Source organism: Geotoga petraea (assembly GCF_900102615.1).
Taxonomy (GTDB): Bacteria; Thermotogota; Thermotogae; order Petrotogales; family Petrotogaceae; genus Geotoga; species Geotoga petraea.
Window position 1 is genome coordinate 176356 of the sequence record NZ_FMYV01000004.1, and the last position, 17662, is coordinate 194017.

At 30.2% G+C, this 17662-nt stretch carries 19 protein-coding genes; 2 read left to right on the plus strand and 17 right to left on the minus strand.

The window, feature by feature from the left end:
• Positions 1 to 1686 carry a phospho-sugar mutase gene (locus BLS00_RS06050; RefSeq protein ID WP_091403659.1) on the minus strand — a complete coding sequence of 562 codons (1686 nt, stop codon included), beginning with the start codon at positions 1684 to 1686 and terminating at the stop codon, positions 1 to 3.
• 163 nt (positions 1687 to 1849) lie between these two features.
• Between BLS00_RS06050 and BLS00_RS06055 the strand changes: the two genes are divergently transcribed.
• A complete protein-coding gene (locus tag BLS00_RS06055; RefSeq protein ID WP_091403661.1) occupies positions 1850 to 2911 on the plus strand; it encodes a hypothetical protein in 1062 nt (353 codons plus the stop codon).
• Positions 2912 to 2945: 34 nt separating this feature from the next.
• On the opposite strand, the gene BLS00_RS10595 is transcribed toward BLS00_RS06055, so the two are convergent.
• The 6 genes from BLS00_RS10595 to BLS00_RS06080 form a co-directional block, all read right to left on the minus strand.
• The gene (locus tag BLS00_RS10595; RefSeq protein ID WP_167849013.1) at positions 2946 to 3122 is read right to left on the minus strand and encodes a hypothetical protein; all 177 of its coding nucleotides are present in this window, start codon (positions 3120 to 3122) and stop codon (positions 2946 to 2948) included.
• 111 nt (positions 3123 to 3233) lie between these two features.
• Positions 3234 to 3455 carry a helix-turn-helix domain-containing protein gene (locus tag BLS00_RS06060; RefSeq protein WP_091403663.1) on the minus strand — a complete coding sequence of 74 codons (222 nt, stop codon included), beginning with the start codon at positions 3453 to 3455 and terminating at the stop codon, positions 3234 to 3236.
• Positions 3456 to 3465: 10 nt separating this feature from the next.
• Entirely contained in the window at positions 3466 to 3948 is a 483-nt protein-coding gene (locus tag BLS00_RS06065; protein ID WP_091403665.1) for a DUF2975 domain-containing protein, read from the minus strand.
• Between the two features lie 141 nt (positions 3949 to 4089).
• Positions 4090 to 4455 carry a cupin domain-containing protein gene (locus BLS00_RS06070; protein ID WP_091403667.1) on the minus strand — a complete coding sequence of 122 codons (366 nt, stop codon included), beginning with the start codon at positions 4453 to 4455 and terminating at the stop codon, positions 4090 to 4092.
• Positions 4456 to 4548: 93 nt separating this feature from the next.
• Entirely contained in the window at positions 4549 to 5253 is a 705-nt protein-coding gene (locus BLS00_RS06075; RefSeq protein WP_091403669.1) for a lysophospholipid acyltransferase family protein, read from the minus strand.
• A 38-nt stretch (positions 5254 to 5291) separates the two neighbouring features.
• Entirely contained in the window at positions 5292 to 5486 is a 195-nt protein-coding gene (locus BLS00_RS06080; RefSeq protein WP_091403671.1) for a YwbE family protein, read from the minus strand.
• Positions 5487 to 5718: 232 nt separating this feature from the next.
• Between BLS00_RS06080 and BLS00_RS06085 the strand changes: the two genes are divergently transcribed.
• Positions 5719 to 6471: a polysaccharide deacetylase family protein gene (locus BLS00_RS06085; RefSeq protein ID WP_091403673.1), complete on the plus strand. Its 753-nt coding sequence runs from the start codon at positions 5719 to 5721 to the stop codon at positions 6469 to 6471.
• Between the two features lie 95 nt (positions 6472 to 6566).
• Here BLS00_RS06085 and BLS00_RS06090 read toward each other — a convergent pair whose 3' ends face one another.
• From BLS00_RS06090 to tgt, 10 genes are all read right to left on the minus strand, one after another.
• A complete protein-coding gene (locus BLS00_RS06090) occupies positions 6567 to 7595 on the minus strand; it encodes an IS1096 element passenger TnpR family protein (RefSeq protein ID WP_091403675.1) in 1029 nt (342 codons plus the stop codon).
• Between the two features lie 256 nt (positions 7596 to 7851).
• The gene (gene dmpI, locus BLS00_RS06095) at positions 7852 to 8040 is read right to left on the minus strand and encodes a 4-oxalocrotonate tautomerase DmpI (protein WP_091403793.1); all 189 of its coding nucleotides are present in this window, start codon (positions 8038 to 8040) and stop codon (positions 7852 to 7854) included.
• A gap of 324 nt (positions 8041 to 8364) precedes the next feature.
• Complete coding sequence (locus BLS00_RS06100; protein ID WP_176759856.1) at positions 8365 to 9141, minus strand: sulfite exporter TauE/SafE family protein; 777 nt, start codon at positions 9139 to 9141, stop codon at positions 8365 to 8367.
• Between the two features lie 269 nt (positions 9142 to 9410).
• Positions 9411 to 9788 carry a VOC family protein gene (locus BLS00_RS06105; RefSeq protein ID WP_091403679.1) on the minus strand — a complete coding sequence of 126 codons (378 nt, stop codon included), beginning with the start codon at positions 9786 to 9788 and terminating at the stop codon, positions 9411 to 9413.
• 93 nt (positions 9789 to 9881) lie between these two features.
• On the minus strand, positions 9882 to 11030 hold the full coding sequence (gene rlmD, locus BLS00_RS06110; protein WP_091403681.1) for a 23S rRNA (uracil(1939)-C(5))-methyltransferase RlmD: 1149 nt from the start codon (positions 11028 to 11030) through the stop codon (positions 9882 to 9884).
• A complete protein-coding gene (locus BLS00_RS06115) occupies positions 11030 to 13879 on the minus strand; it encodes a hypothetical protein (RefSeq protein ID WP_091403683.1) in 2850 nt (949 codons plus the stop codon). Before BLS00_RS06115 ends, rlmD begins: the two co-directional genes overlap by 1 nt.
• Before the next feature lie 11 nt (positions 13880 to 13890).
• Complete coding sequence (locus BLS00_RS06120; RefSeq protein ID WP_091403686.1) at positions 13891 to 15663, minus strand: tetratricopeptide repeat protein; 1773 nt, start codon at positions 15661 to 15663, stop codon at positions 13891 to 13893.
• 17 nt (positions 15664 to 15680) lie between these two features.
• Entirely contained in the window at positions 15681 to 16040 is a 360-nt protein-coding gene (locus tag BLS00_RS06125) for a VanZ family protein (protein WP_091403688.1), read from the minus strand.
• A gap of 43 nt (positions 16041 to 16083) precedes the next feature.
• Positions 16084 to 16437, minus strand: coding sequence for a hypothetical protein (locus BLS00_RS06130; protein WP_091403690.1), 354 nt, complete (start codon positions 16435 to 16437; stop codon positions 16084 to 16086).
• 16 nt (positions 16438 to 16453) lie between these two features.
• Positions 16454 to 17581 carry a tRNA guanosine(34) transglycosylase Tgt gene (gene tgt / locus BLS00_RS06135; protein WP_091403692.1) on the minus strand — a complete coding sequence of 376 codons (1128 nt, stop codon included), beginning with the start codon at positions 17579 to 17581 and terminating at the stop codon, positions 16454 to 16456.
• Positions 17582 to 17662 lie beyond the last annotated feature (81 nt).

The window sequence follows — 17662 nt, forward strand, 5'->3', positions numbered from 1 at the left end:
TTAATGCTGGTTAATAAGGTTTGAAATTGCTATTTCGGCTTTATCTATAAGACCATAAGCCTCTTTTTCATTCGAAGCCCTAACCAAAACATAAAATTTTATTTTTGGTTCCGTTCCTGATGGCCTTCCTATTAATTTAATGTTATCATATCGAAGCTCTATAACATTAGATTTAGGCAAATTGTTAACTTCTTTATTATAATCAATAGTTTCTTTTAAAATATGCCCAGATATGTTTATTGGTGGTTCTTTTCTCATTGTATTCATTATGTTAAGTATTTTTTGAGAACCAGAATATCCTTCAAACTTAAATGAAAACAGTTTTTCTTTAAAATATCCATATTTTTCATTTAGTTCTTTCATATAATCTTTTAAAGTCTTATTCGAAGACTTTAATTCTGTGGCTAAAGTCACGATTAACGCACAAGCAATAACAGCATCTTTATCTCTTGCATGTGTATTGGCCAAATATCCGTAACTTTCTTCAAATCCAAAAATGAATTTCTTCTCTTTTGTCCTTTCATATTTTTCTATTTGTTCACCTATAAATTTAAAGCCAGTTAAAGTCTCTACAATTTCGATTCCATATTCTTTAGCGATTTCTTTAATCATGTCTGTCGAAACAATCGTTTTTATAATTACCGAATTATTTGGTAAAGATGCGTGTTGTTTTAACTTAGAAAGTATGAAGTGACTTAGCATAACTCCCATTTCATTTCCATTAAAAGTAATATAATCATCTCCATCTTTTTCAAAAACTCCTATCCTATCTGAATCGGGATCCGTTGCCAATACAATTTCTGCTCCTTTTTCTTTTGCCAGTTCCAAAGCCATTTTAAAGGCGCTCTTTTCTTCTGGATTGGGAGATTCAACTGTTGGAAAAGCCCCGTCTGCCAAAGCCTGCTCTTCTACAATATAGGTTTCTATATCCAGTCTATCTAATATTTCTTTAACGGGTTTAAGCCCTGTTCCATGTAAAGGAGTATAAACTACTTTTATGTTAGAATCAAAAGATGGATCCAAAGACCTTACATATCCCTCTATTTCATCCATATAATCATTGAAAACATTGTCATTTAAAATTTCTATTTTATCTGTTTCTACTGCATGATCAAAATCAACTCTTTTGACATCTTCAAAATAATTTAAAATGTTGATCTCTTCTATTATTTGTTTTGCATATTTTGGTACAGCTTGAGTTCCATCACTTGTATAAACCTTGTAACCGTTGTATTCGGCTGGATTGTGACTCGCTGTAATAACTATTCCGGCGTCACATTCAAGCCTTCTAACTGCATAAGACAGAATTGGTGTAGCTGTGAGTTCGTTAAAAAGATACACATTTACATTATTAGCCGCCAAAACTTCTGCAACAATTCTTGAAAATTCATCAGATTTGTTTCTATTGTCATAAGCTATAACAACAGATGGAAAGTCCTTGTTTTTCTTTAAGTAGTTTGCTAAACCTTGAGTCGCCCTTGCAACCGTATGTTTGTTCATTCTGTTAGGACCTACACCTATTTTGCCCCTCATTCCTCCAGTTCCAAATTCAAGTTCTTTATAAAATCTATCGATTATTTCTTCTTCATCATTTTCAATTTTCAATATTTCTTTTTTCAAATCTAAATCAGCTTTTTCTTCCCAGATTTTTTTATTTTCATAAGCTTTTTGTTTTATATCTTCCATATTACTCCCTCCCTGAAAAAGAAATATTTATACATATAAAATTATACCATTAATGTAATTTATATAAAAGAAAAATATTTTTCTAATTAAGGGTATTTTATCCCTTGTAAAGAAATATTTAATGTATAATAGAATGAGATGAAAAACTTGGGAGGATAATTTAATGAAAAAAATACTTTTTTTACTTTTAATATTCATCATTAGTGCAGGGATTTTTTCGGAAAAAATCTATTTAAATAACTTTGAAAACGAAGACCTTATTATACACTTATACATAGAAAAACCATCATCACCTTTTGACAAGGGGAGCTCTTTAAATTTCCCGGTGATAGAAAATTTTAATTTTTACACAAACTGGTTTGGAGCAACTCCAGAAGTTTACAACTATTTTATCGAAATAATTAACAAAAGAAATGAAATAGTAGACATTTATTGGGATGATTCAAAAATCGAAGATGAATTTGGAAATTTGGTAAGACCTATTCTCTTTAGGAACGTTATTTATTCTCCTTTTGAAGAACAAAATAACGCAGTTCTATTCAAAGGGGCTATGGTTAAAGAGGCATTTGTTCCAATAACGAATGTTGAAGTAAACAACAATTACTTTGTGAGGGGAGAATCTTTTGTAAGCAAAGAAGAAAATTCCTATTCTATTTCACCTTTGAATTTCAAAAACAAAGAATACAAACTTATTTTGAGCTATTCTTATCCAGGAAACTCAAAAAATGCTGTTGTTACTTTCGACATGAATAAAAAATTGCTTTTCAAAACTTCCAGAAATAATTATCCATTCACACTCTTTATTGGATACGGTATGGCAAATTTCAATTCAACATCGTATGATATATATCAATTCCAAAGTGCTTCTGGTGTTGAAGGTTCTTTTAATGTAGACAACCTATTTAATTCTTTTGTTGGGGTTGGAACATCTTTTAACTATTATAGATATTCTTTTATTGACCCAGATTCAACAGACCAAACTACACAATATAATAACGACACTAACATTGCGCTCTATTTAATAGCTGACGCTGGATTCATGAACTTCGAATTGGGAGCAGGAACAAATCTTTTGGCACTAAATTCGGGATTCCAACCACAAGATATTGGAATTCACCTTGGAACAAGCTTGAAAGTTTTCAGAAACTTGTATTTAGGTATTAGAGGAGAAGGGTTTATAAACAATATAAATTTAATATCAATTTCATTGGGGTATAATTTCTAAAAATCAAAGGTCTTAAACAATGTTTAAGACCTTTTTATTCCACTTTTTCCCTGTTAACCAAGAAAATACCTATCAAAACTATTATTAGCCCAACACCTTGCATAATTGTGTTAAAAGAATTAGTCAAAATCTCATATTGAGGAAAGATTGAAAAAATCACGGTAATTACAATACCGATTATAACTACAAACATATATTTCTTGTTAATCATTTAATTACCTCCTGTAGACTGCATACTCAATAATTATTATACTATAAAAAAAATCTGATTTTCAATAAAGAGAATCAGATTTTGTTTTTTCTTTATTCTTTTATTATAAGTTTAACTGTCAGAGTTTGAATCTTTTTTATATTCCAATATATCTCCTGGTTGACATTCTAAAACTCTACAAATTGAGTCTAAAGTCGATAATTTTATAGCTTTTACTTTCCCATTTTTTAATATTGAAATATTGGACATGGTGATTCCAACTTTTTCAGACAGCTCAGTCACACTCATTTTTCTTTTTGCTAACATAACATCTATATTTATGATTATCGCCATTATAAACACCTCATATTGTCAGCTCATTATCTTTTTTTATATCAATAGCTTGTTGTAAAAGTTTTTCCAAAACTGATGCAAAAAAGGCAATAACAAGTGGTGCAAAGAAAAACATAAATCCCATTAATATTGCACCTGGTGCATCATCAAGTTCTCCAAGCAAATAAAAAAAAGGCATAGCACCAACGTATAAACCACTTATTGTAAAAGCGCAAATTTTTATATTTTTTAAATTTTTAACGGCTAATTCTGAAAAAGCTTTGTTTTGATCTATTAAATTAAGAAGTTTTATCGCCTGATATAAAGCTATAAAAAATGGTATAACTGTTATATACATAATAGATATAATGCCATAAAAATACTTATTAAGTGGATTGGGATTTTCAGACAAATCTTTTAAAAGAGAGGGGAATCCTAAAACACACATGGCTAATACAAAAATACCTACCAAAACAATAGCAACCTTTAAAAAAAGAGTGGTACTTTTTTTCATAATAACGCCTCCATTAATTTGTTGTTTTACAATAAATTATTGTTGTTTTACAATATATTATTATTATAATATAATATAATATCATTTGTCAAATTAAAATATGCCACATCCATATAAAAGGATGGGGCATATTTTAAAAGTTTATTTTAATTGTTCATCAAGAGATTTTGTAATATCTGAAACAATGTCACCTGTATGTTTGGTCTCTTTTTTCTCTATCATCATCACCCAAGATTCATCTTTAGACTCTGGCTTGTGTTTTATTCCTTTTTTAACCACATAAAAATCTCCCTGGTTAAGAGTTATGATTACGTTCTTCAAATGAATATCAAAACTACCCTTTATTACGTAAAACATTTCATCGCTATTTTTATGCTCATGCCAAACCATCTCACCCTTAAATTTTGCTATTTTGATGTACTCATTATTTACTTCAGCAATAATTTTTGGAGACCAATATTCTTCTACTAAATTGAATAAATCACTTACATTTCCTGTATTTTTCATTTAATTACCTCTCTATTAATTTATTTTTACTTGTATAGCTCCTATATATTTAATGATGCTTTAATATAAGTTTTTAAAACCCATCACTACTTTTTATTTATATTCCCCACGATACTCGGGATCTAAAAGTTCCGCAATTTTTCTCATAGAATAATCTGTCGCTATTTCTTTCCAATTTTGTCTGTTTTCTTTTGTTTTCATTGGAAGTTCAAAAGGTTCTCCAAAGTTTACTTTTATTTTAGAATAGTTGAAACTTTCCTTACTCATATCATCATCATTAATTGGCAACAATTTTTCAGTCCCTTGAATACCTACTGGAACAATTTCAGCTTTCGACATTTTTGCCAATAGTAAAAACCCTTTTTTAGCTTTTATCATAGAACCTGTTCTGCTTCGAGTACCCTCTGGAAAAATAAAAATAGATCCTCCATTATTTAAATAATTTAACGCTTCGCTAATAGCCTTTTTATCTGGAGAATTCGGAGAAATATTTATCTTTTTGGCAATTTCGAGAATTATTTTTGTCATGGTGTTTTCACTCAACTTTTTTCCTGCTATAAAGGCAACATCGTTATCTTTTAATAAATTGTTCAAAATCACTCCATCTATATTGCTCAGGTGATTCCCTATATACACTGTTGGGATGCCTTTTCTTTTTTCTATCATATCTTTATTTATAACTTTAATTTCAGCATATTTATCCAGAAATCTATTCATCAAATTATTAGTTATTTTAACCCTCATACTTTTAGGCAATATTCTGGATAGGTTAGCATACATATTAAGAACTAAACTCATAATTCGTCCTGGTTAAACCAGTTCCCCCTCTCTAAGCATCATCCAATAATTTTTTTAACTCTTCCAACAGTTCCATCTTCAAGCATAACTTTTATGCCGTGGTGATGGCTCTTTGATTTTGTAAGAATTCTTTGGACTATGCCTTCTGTCAATTTTCCAGTTCTTTGGTCTTGTTTTTGGACTACTTTCACTTTTTTTCCTATCTTTATATTTTCTCTCTCTGTTCCATTCAAATTTATCACGCTTTCTAAAAAAATTTTTGTCTTAAATATTCTATCAAATAAAGCTTAAATTTTTAAATACATCATTTTAATATTAAAAACTCTATCAAAACATTTTTTATATTTGATATATAATGGTAAAAATGATAAAATATATATGGTTGTTATTTTTTTTACAAAGTAATTTTTTGTAAATACTGGCTAATAATTATAAAAATTTCAATGTTTTAATAGGAGGAATAAAATGACTAAAGATAATGGTTTTCACACTTTGCTGTATCATGAAATTGTTAATAAAGAAGGATATGACAGAAATAAATATAAAGGTATAAAAGTCAAACAAGATTACGAAGATATTTTGCCTGAAGAATTATTTGCTTTTAAAGATGAGTTCGAAAAGCAGATGGAATACCTTTATAAAAATAACTATACTACATTAACTCTTAATCAGGTTATTGATTATTACTATAATAATAAGCCTTTACCTGAAAAATCTGTATTGCTCACATTTGACGACCTTTATAAATCATTATTAATTAATGCGTATCCAGTTTTGAAAAAATATAATTTTCATGCAGTAGGATTCCTTGTTAAAGATTGGATTTTCGACGAAAAAGAACCTAATAAAGATAATTATTCTGTTTGTCTATCAAAAGAAGAACTTGATGAAATGAAAGATGTATTTGAATATGCCAATCATACAAAAAGCATGCATACAAGACAGGGAGATAAAACAGCATTGCAAAAAGAAGATAAAGAAAAATTTATCAATGATTATATTTCTTGTGAAAAATGTGTGACAACAGAAAAAGTTTTTGCATACCCATTTGGAATATACGACCAGAGAAATATAGAATGGTTAAAAGAAATAGGAGTTTTGTTAGCTTTTACTACAGATAATGGAGTAAATAACTTAAAGACAAATACTCTTGAACTTAGAAGGGATACTGTTATTCAAAATTATGACTTAGATGATTTCAAAAAAATATTGCAATAATCAATGTATATACATTTATTTAAAAAGCTGATTCAAAAAATAAATTTGAATCAGCTTAATTTTATGTTTTTTATACAAATATATTTTATATAAATTCAAATCATCTTATCATTAGACACTTTTGCCGCACTCCAACCAAGTGATTTAGCCCAAACTCTAAGATCAGCTCTTTGTTCCCTAAGCCAACCCTCATAAATAGCTCCTAAAAAATCAGCAAATCCTCCTAAACCGCCAACATCATCAAATACAGACAAACCTTCCTTATTAATACACACAGGTTTATGTTTTTTAACCACAATTTCTTTCGATTCTTTTAGTTCTTCTTCACTAACAATGTTTTTTTCAAGAAAACTTTTACAATCTTTATATTTGGTGATAAGAACAGTCCAATCATCTCCAAAATCATATCTATATATAATTTCTTTTGTCACTGGGAAAAGATCATTTGAATCAATGGTTTCATCTGAAGCAGCCAAAATTTTATCAACTACAAGACTCTCCATCAAATTATCTATCCCTCCCTCTATACCAATAGAAGAATTCATCTCTTCAAGTGTTAAGTCAATTAATGGAGATTTTTTTAAAACCTTTACTTTTTTATCTCCATCTTTTTTAGACCTTTTTGAATATTCTTCAAAAGATTCTTGTACTTCCATCATACTAAAATGCTTCAAAAGTTCTTGCACATTCTTTTGGGCAACATTTAATTTCTCCATATTACCTTCGTATACATATGGCCCTGTATACTTTTTCTTGAGCCATTTCTTGAAACTACCACTTTCATAATTATCATCCCAAAACAAATCTTCGCCAATCTCGGAAGGAGGTTGAAATAATACCCCAACCAATTTCGACCATCCTTTGACAGTACCCCCTGTTAATTCGTCAAATAATTGAGAATGTAAACGGAAATTCCTTAAATGTGAGTTTTGCCATCCAAATAACTTTTGAATTGCGTAATGAAGATTGTGAAGTGGCATATCTGAAGGGATTAAAACATCTCTTGAAATTGATTCTCCATCTGGAGATTCACCATATCTTTTTAACATCCTTTTCTGATAATCTGATAAATAATCACTTCTTAATTCTAAATTTATACAAAATGGTTGAATTTTTTCCACCATAATATACTCCTTCTATTTCTCATTTGGTTTCGAAATAGTTTTTCTATTTTTATACCTAATAATATTATATGACCGGTTAATCTTAAGTCAAATTCAACATAACTATAAATACTCGAATTCTTTAACCCATCAAACCTTGTTCAATAATAAAATCTTTTTGAGAAAATTATTTATTATAAAAATACTTATACATTAACTAAAGCCCCATTCTAAGAATGGGGCTTTAGTTAGTATTAAATAATATATTCTTATTAGATTATTTATGATTTTCTGATAAAAGTTTTCCTCCTTGACCTATGTTATCCATATCATTTTCTCTAATGATAACTGAAAAGGCCTGTGTTGGAATCCCTAAAACTTCTTGTGCTGTTTCAGTTAATTTAGCAACTAACTCAGCTTTTTTTTCTTTGGTCATTTTACCACCGTCAAATTGAATAAATGGCATATGCACACCTCCTTTAAATTTAGATATGTTTTTAAAATAATTTGCATGATATTTTATCCCTATACCCATTAACTCATCTTTTATCCCTATACCATTATAACATAAGGTACTTATATCTAAAAGTGTTTCTCTTCCCAACAGAAGCCTTACATTAATTATGATACTACTATAATTTTTTCAAATAAACAATTAAAAACTAAATTTTCCCCTAAATAAATTCTTTTTTCTAAGTAGGCTTCGTAGGCTTCGTCTTCTTTTAATTTTATATAGTGTCCAATTTTTCTGATAGTCTACAGCATAATTATCAAAAAAACCCCGTTGTTATTAGAAAAACATAGAAATTGCCATTAATATAATAAATACTGTAAAAAATGGCCCATAGAATTTATCCAAAGTTTTTTTGTTTATACGTTTACCAATTAATGGCCCGATGATTGCACCAGTTACAGAGCCGGATGCAAGCAAAACCACCAGAAGCCAATTCATAGTTCCAAATGCACTATGGGTTATCACTCCTGCGATAGCTATAAAAAATAACACCATGACTGAAGTGCCTACTACCTCCAGAGAGAAAAGTCCCATGCTGTATAGCCCTGCAAGGATTGGAGGCGTGCCGCTTGTACCGAGCATACCTGACATTAACCCACCAAGCAAGCCAAATACCAGGCCTTTTACTATAAGAAGTTTTGAAAAAGGGTTATTTTCTTTAGAATTAGGCTCTTCAAGCTGATTGTTTTCTGATGTTTCTTCTTTGACTTGGTTTTTCTTTCTTGAGATCATCATTCCAGCCCCCATGACTAAAAGAAAGATCCCAAATATTATTCTAAGTATTCTTAACGGAATAATTGTTACGAGATAGGAACCCGCAATCACTCCGATAATTCCACCTGCCACAAGTAAAAATCCTATTTTTGGCCTTATATTTCCAGCCCTATAATGACTTATTGAAGCAGCCAAGGTTGTCGGAATAATTGTTGCAAGAGACACAGACACAGCCTGATCCATTGAAACGGAAAACAATCCTGTCAGCATTCCAACATAAAATATTCCTCCACCTCCACCAATTAAAGAAATTAGTACACCTATGCCAACTCCTGCCACAGGTAATAGATAAATCGGCAAATGCACTCTTATTACCTCCTGAAATTGTCAGCTATTTTTTCAAAGGCTGGCAGCAAATTTTATATAGTTTTAAAATCGATTTTGAAGAAATCAAAAAACCAAATCTATTGACCAGGACTAAAAGAGAATTATTAAAATTTACTGCAATTAAAAAAAGGTAGGAAAAATCCCGCCTCTGCTATTTCTATTTTAACTGGCTCTAAAGAGTCTAAAAATTTTTGATTATCCAATTAAGAAATGTGTTTCTATTATCTTACTCTGAATTCAATTGATAACATGTCCGGGTCATATACATAGAAATATGTGCTGTTTTCATCTGGTTTTCTGATTTCTGTAGCATTGTATCCCATGTCAAGTGCCTTTTGATGTTTTGCAACTATACCTTCTTCATCTGTGAAGAAGCAGGCCACCAAACCTTTTGATGTGCACTTGTCACCTTTTGATGCGTTTACAAGTTCCACCTCAATTTCACCGCTTTCATCTTCCATGAAACAGAGTGATGCCCCTCCAAGAGTCTTTTCGCCAACTGCAAATTCCCTAAATGGTTTCAACCCAACAAAATCCTGATAAAACTTTTTCGAAGCTTCAATATCTCTACACATAATTGTCATTCTAAATTTTTTCATACTTTCGACCTCCTTCTCACAGAAATGCTGTGATTCAAATAGATATGAAACAATGCCATTAATATTTAATCAAGCAAAAAAACTGTTATAGTTTTATCTTTTTTCTAAAAGTGCTACTGATTCAAGGTGTCTTGTGTGTGGGAACATGTCCATGAATGTTAGTTCTTTTACTTTGTAGACTTTTTTCATGTCTCTTAGGTTTTCTGCGAGTGTTGTCGGGTTACAGGATACGTATATTATTTTGTCGAATTTTTTGTTGTTTAAATATTTTACTACGTTTTTGTGTAGTCCCACTCTTGGTGGATCTACCACTACGTAGTCTGGTTCGGGGAGTTTTTCTACTATTTCTTTTACGTCTCCTGCGTGAAATTCTACGTTGTTTATTCCATTTTTTTCTGCGTTTTCTTTTGCTGCTTGAACTGCTTCTTCAACCAATTCTACTGCGTAGATTTTTTTTGCTTTTTTGGATAACAAAGAAGCTATTGTTCCGGTGCCAGAATAAAGGTCGAATACTTTTTCTGCCTTTTCTGCGTATTCAAGTGCTGTGTTGTACAGAACTTCTGCACCTTTTGTGTTTGTTTGAAAGAATGACATTGGGCCAATTTTGAATTCGAGGTCGTCTATTTTGTCTATGTAGTAATCATTTCCGTATAAAACTCTCATCTCGTCTACTTGTAGCACGTTTGCTTTTCTGTCTGTTTTTGAATGTATTATAGACACTATTTTCCCGTCTAATTGTAGTTTTTGTAGCCCTTCTGCCCAGGTTTCTACTGCTTTGTCGTTTTCATCAGTTATATCAGTTGATAGGTGAACCATTAATTGGCCTGTGTTTTTTCCGGATCTTAGAGACAAATGTCTTAAATATCCAATGTGACTTCTGTAGTTTCTGTGAGAGAATCCAAGTTCTTTGAAATATTCTCTTGTGTATATCAATATATCGTTGAAGTCGTTGTCTGCTATTTTACAATCTTTAGTGTAGTAGACGTTGAATTTCATTTTTCGTCCTTTCATACCGAGGTTTAAAGGACCACCTTTGTATTCATCACCAAATGTGTATTCCATTTTGTTTCTGTAATGGTATAGTTCTGGAGATGGTTTTATTCCTTTGTAGTTTTCTATTTCCACTTCTTTATCTTTGAATATTTGAAGTGAATGTTCTTCTTTTTCTTTTAATTGATCCTCATAGGCTATATCTAATTTGTTACATCCACCACATTTATCATATACTGAACAAAGTTCCATTATTTGTCTCCCTTCAATTCTTTTCTCAATATTAGTATTCTGTTTTTGTCGTCGTCAAACTCGTTTCCAGCAATGTATATTAGATCTTCGTGGAAATCTATTGCCCTTATTTCAAAATTATCTTTTCTTTCTATTTCGTATATTTTGTTTAAAGAATTGTTTTCTATATCCACTTTGTATATTATTCCAGTGGTTTTGTTGTTTTCTCTTTTAAACCCATAAGTATAGAAGTTGTTTTTGTACTCTTCCATTCCAAGTAGTTTTTCATAACCTTCAGTTTCATTTGAAAACTGTTTTACTATGTTTCCATCACTGTTTAAAATCATCAACCTGTTTTCAAATTTGTTTTCTTTTTCGGCTTGGTACATTATCAAGAAACGGTTTCCAGATAAACTCTGTATTCCAACAGGAAGATCGTTTTCAGAAGTCCCAAATGTGTTTGACCATATTTCGTTTCCATAAAAATCTGTTTTTACTATGTATATATCAAAACCACCGTATCCAAATGATCTTGTTGAGCCAAGCGCCAATATATTTTCTTGGTTGTCTATAGAGAAATCACTTGCTATTTCTATTGATTTTCCACCAAAGGCCGAAGTCCACAGCCTTGTACCGTTGTTTGAATATTTTGATAAGAACATATCTGTTAGTTTGTTATTTTGGTACAAATTACCCATTATTATAAAGTTTTCACCGTCATAATCTTTTATGTTTATTCCAGAGTCTCTCCCCAAATCACCATAGTTCACAAAGTAGTTTTGGTTTAGTGTTGCATCAAGCGAAACCAAAGATATGTCTCCATTTAAACCTTCACTTGTTGTGTCTCCAACAGAGATTATCACAGTGTTGTCGGAGGCATCTTTTGTTATCAAAGATTTTTTGAGGAAATCAGTTTTGTCCCCACCAAAAACTTTTTGTTTTTCCAATTCTAAATTTTCGTCTAATTTATATATTAGATTGTTCCATTCACCACTGTTTTCATAACCAGTTATGTAAACGGATGTTTCTGTAGCATTTTTATCTATGTTTATATCGTATAAATATATGTCATTATCATTTTCATATATTTTTTCTAATTCAACTGATTCTTGATCGAAAAGATTGCTTATTCCATTAAGAAGGTCGTTATATACTTCATCTATAAAATCTACATATTCGTAATACATATCAAAATTTAGATTATCTATGTTTTCAAATGTGTAAGTTGATTCTTCTGTTATTTGAGTTGATTCTGATGTTGCTTGTTTTGTGATCGTTGATTCTGGAATAAGTTCAAAGTTTTCAAGTAAAGTTGAAGGCTTTGTTGTTTCTGTTGTAGCTGTTGATACTTGAGTTTCTTCAACTTCATTTGCCGTTGCACTTGCAGAAGGTTTTTCTATTTCTGTTTCAGGTGGTGTTATTGTTTCTTTTTCAAAATCTTCTTTTGATGAAGCGGTGTCTTCTGTTAGCTCTATTATTTTTGTTGCTTGTTCTGTTATTTCTTCTATTTGAGAAGTTGTCGCTGCTTCAGTTTCTTTTTCAGTCAAATCTGTTTTTATGTTTTCCGCTTCTTGCTTGACTAATTCAAAAAATATTTTGTCTGTTACGTAATTTTTGTCTACGTATTCAGAAAAATCGTTATAGAAGAATAGGTGCCTTTTCAGATAATCTGAAACACCTATTAAAAAAGAATCACCGTTTATTATAGGCTTTGAAAATATGTCCATTTGGTTTAGGGTTCCATATGTCCAAAAAGTATCTCCATTTATGTTTTGTGATTTTATGCTTTCTCCTATTAAGATGAAATTTTCTTTGTCTGCTATTACATAATTAGTTTTAAAATCTAAATTGATTGATTTTATCATTTCAAGATCTTTATCGTAGATGGACAAAAGGCTTTGTCCAGAAAGAACAAAAACAAAATCCTTTGAAGTATTCACTTTTCTGTTCATCTTGCTATATTCTATGTTAAAATTTATTTCTTTGTTTTTTTGTAAGTCTTCTTTATAGTGAATAATCTTTTTATTTTTCAACAAAAGATATCCTTTTTCAAATTCAAATATATCTAAAACATCTTTTTCATCAATAGTCCACTCCAAAATTAATTCATTGGAGTATTTTGATATTTTATTCTGATAAAATAGAAATAAATTATTACCTATAGATTTAATCTTTAAAATATTTTTATCTTCTAAAAAAGTTTGAAAAGATTGCCCATCAAAGTATAATAATTTTTTATCAGCAAGGGCCATATTGTTTGAGATATCAATAAAATCATAGGATGTCGATATTTGTTCAAGACTTTCACCGTTTAACAGGTACAAATTACCCAAATCATCTAAAATAAAGGCGTATTCTTTGAAAAAAGAAATTTTTTTGAATTTATCTTTCAACTCAAATGATTTTGTTATCTTTTTTTCTTTGTTGAGTATATCTACTTTTTTTGATTTTATGCCCAAAAAAAGATCGTTGTATATTTTTATTTCATCATAATCTCCATATATTATTTCAAAAATGTCTCCATCTTCAAGGGGCCTGGTTTCAAAATAAAAAATCTCACTTTTAATACTTCTATTACCTTCTATAGCCTCAATTTGCCAATAATAATGAGAATTCGGCTTTAAAATATTTCCAGCATAAAAGTTTGAGAAAAGGTTGGATATGACCATGTCATCTTTTTGGATGTTTTCATCCGTAGAAAGATACAAGTTGAATTTATAATCTCCTTCTTCAGATACTTCCCATCTAAAAATATTTCTAATATCTACATTTCTTGCGTTATTTAATGGCGATTTTGCATTTATTTCCAGAGAAAATATTAAATTTGTAAGAAGTAATATAAATATTAAATTCACCAAGATTTTTTTCATTTTTACACCTCTTAAAAATCGTTTAGATTAAGAACAAACTCCAAAACATCTTTAACATTTTTGTCTTTAAACTCATCATTTTCTATATATTTTGTTTTAAAATCAAGTCTCAATGCAGAGATAAATACTTTTACTGCATCTTCAAAATTGTTCATTTTTGTTTCCATTAAAGTATCATAGTCCATAGTAATAATATCATAATCTACCAATACTTTTGACAATTTGTAATTCATGTCTTTTACTTCTTCAAGGTTTTGTTCCAGAAAGATTTCTAATGGAGATTTTTCTCCAAATACCCTGTCTATATAGAATTTTTGAAGTAGTTTGCTAAAAGCCAACCCTTCACCATCTTTCCACAAAAGGTTGCTAACCATACTGTTTACCCTTTCTGATAAAGCATAGTTGAAGCCCGATAGAAGAAGTGCATTTGTGAGTATCCCTACTCCTTCGGGTTTTGATTTTGCTTCTTGTAAGTTGTCTTCTTTTAGCCATGCAAGAGCTATTCCATTGTATCCTTTTGCTTTCAGCCGTTCAGATAGTTCTTTTCCATCTATTGTCCCAATTTCTGTTATGCTATTCAATATTGAATCAGAGATTCGTTTATTTGTCATGTTTTCCAATTTATCAATATAAACATCCAAATTGTTTAACTTTTCAATCAGTGATTCGAAATACAAAGTTTCTTTGTTTTGTTCTAATATGTATTTTGCATCTTTTATGTTGTTTTGTGATAATGTACTGAAAAAATAAAAAAGTATCGCAGAATTTTCCAATTCTTCTTTTTGTAAGAGATCATAGTATTTTTCTACTCTCTCAATATCCTCTATTATAGTGGACAATTTTAAAAGAGTTATTAAAATCAAATCTTTGTTATCATCATTAGCTATTTCAAACGCTTGTTCTTCTACATCTATGGCTTCTTGAAAAAAACCCAAGTTTTTTAGAATAAGAGAATATTCATGTAATATAAAATCTTCTTTATTTTTTTCTAAAGCTTTTTCTATAGCTAATTTTGCTTCTCTATGTCTACCCAACTTTTGAAGGGTAAAAGACAGGTTGTAATATATTTCAAAGTCAACATTTTCTAGTTCTGTTGCTCTATTTAATATTAAGAATGCGTCTTTATACCTCTGTAATTGGTTGTATATTACCCCAAGCCTAAGATACGCTGGGGCAAAATTTTTGTCTATTTTAAGTGCCTGGTTTAAAAAGTCTAGAGCTTCTTCATATCTTCCATTTTCCATGTAAACATCCGCTATTTTCAAATACGAAAGAATAAAATCTTTTTTCACTTCTATAGCTTTCATAAAGTTATCCAAAGCTTCGTCGTAGACCTTTCTTTCGAACATTAAATTCCCTAATTCATAAAAACCGTATGCAAAAGTTGGGTTTTCCTTTGTGCATTGTTTTAATTCCATTTCTGCAAGTTCTTCTTGTCCTGATTTTTTTAACAGCAGCCCATAATAAAAATGGAATCTATAGTCTTTTATTACAGAAGCAGCTTTTTGAAGGTATATTTCTGCACCTTTTAGATCTTCTTCTTCCAACAATTTTTTAAACTTTTCGTATAGATAGAAAACAAGATAAGAAGCATAATACTCATCTGGTTGAACTTCGTATTGTGCTTCTAACCCCCTCAATATTGTTTCCAAAGGTATTTTGTTTTCCTCAACTGCCTTTTTATAATCTTGAACTAATAAAGGTAATTTGACCGGTAAATTGTTTATCTTAGCATAATCTGGTTTTAGTTCCAAATAAACCAAAGCATATTTTAATTCTGACAATTCTATTCCTCCATTCTTTATTGTTTAAAAGCCTTTCTCTTCACAAAAAAATAAACAAGTCCTATGATAATCCCATAATACCCAAAAAACATATCATCATATGAAAAAACTCTGTATGGCGAAAATGTTTGAATATATTCAATTCCCAAGGGTAACATAGAAAAAATTAAAAGAAGAAGAAAATATCTGAGCTTATTTTCTTTTTTGTAAAATGCAAGGCTGAACAAGTCTGAAGCTATAAAAAAAGATAATAGATGAATTATTTTATCTTCATAATAGTAACTCGAATAATTAAACGGTGGCTTTATTACCGTGGATATTATTAAAACTATAATATATGTTAAAAATGTTATCTTCCAAAAAGACCTCTGTGTCAAGCATTACACCTCATTTCATATAAAACAGTAATCCGTCTCCGGATTACTGTTTTCTAAAAGTTTCATTATCTTGATCGCTTTTTTCAATGTGAATATATCTGTCATTATAATCCTTTGCTATTTTTTCTATTATAGGTTTTAAATCACTATCTTCTAAATCGTCATTGAGAAAATCTTTTAAATCATCATCTAAATTGAAATAAGGAGGCTCTTTTGGTACGAAATTTATCTTTTCCTCAACCTTGTAAGGCAATTCTTCTTCACCATAAATCTCACTCAATAGTTCTACAATTTTTCTTTCAAACTGTTTTTTTACTTCACTTAGTTTGAAAGTGTTGTTAATAGAAGCATGTAATTCTGGTTTTAAATCGTTATAATACTTGTTAAAAGATTTCACTGAATATCCCTCCTATTTAATTTTCAAGAGGATAATCTGAATTTTCAAAAAACTCCTTTTTGAAATCTAAAAAAGCGTCATTTTCAATGGCTTCTCTCATTTTTTTTACAAAAGTAATGTTGAAATGTAAGTTGTGAATACTCAAAAGAGTTTTCCCGGTATTTTCATTTCTTTTAAATAGATGGTTCAGATACCCTCTTGTATGATTGCGACATGTATAACATTTACAATCTTTTTCTATTGGGTCTTTACTGAACTTGTTTTTTGCAGCTTTTATGTTTAATTTTCCTTTCCAAGTTAAAGCAGTTCCATGTCTTCCCATTCTTGTAGGTAGGACACAGTCAAACATATCCATTCCATTTTCTACAGATAAAATCATCATAGTCGGAGAACCTATACCCATTATATATCTGGGCTTATTTTCTGGCATTTTGTTTCCAAATTTTTTCAATATTTTTTCACTATCTTGATATTTTTCACCAACTGCCAATCCTCCGATTGCATATCCATCGAAAGGAATAGAAGTTATCTGTTCAAGACTTTTTTCTCTTAAATCGTCAAAAAGTCCCCCTTGAAAAATACCGAATAAAGCCTGTTCTTTCTTATTGTGAGCATCATAGGATCTTTTAGCCCACCTATAGGTTCTTTCAACTGATTCTTTAAAGTATTCATATTCAGAATTAGCGTCCACACACTCATCAAAAGCCATAGCTATGTCAGAACCTATGATTTGTTGAATCTCCATTGATTTTTCTGGTGTCATCATTATTTTTGAACCATCCAAAGGCGAACGAAATTTAACGCCGTCTTCAGTTATTTTTCTATCTTTTAAAGAGAAAACTTGAAACCCTCCACTATCTGTTAACAAAGGTCTATCCCAATTCATGAAATTGTGGATACCGCCAAACTCTTTCATTATTTCGAGACCTGGCCTCAAAAAAAGATGAAAAGCGTTACCCAAAATTATCTCTGAACCGAGTTCTCTAATCATTTTGTTAGTCAAAGTTTTTACCGTTGCATTTGTTCCAACTGGCATAAAAACAGGTGTTTCTATTATTCCTCTTGGAGTATGTATTCTTCCCCTTCTTGCGCCAGAATGTTTATCTTTATGTATTAATTCATATTTTATAGGTGAGCTCGACATTTATTTAGATATTCCTCCTTGTATATTGGCCTGATCTTTTACATCTATTACCTTTAATTATAATAAATATTAATTAAAATG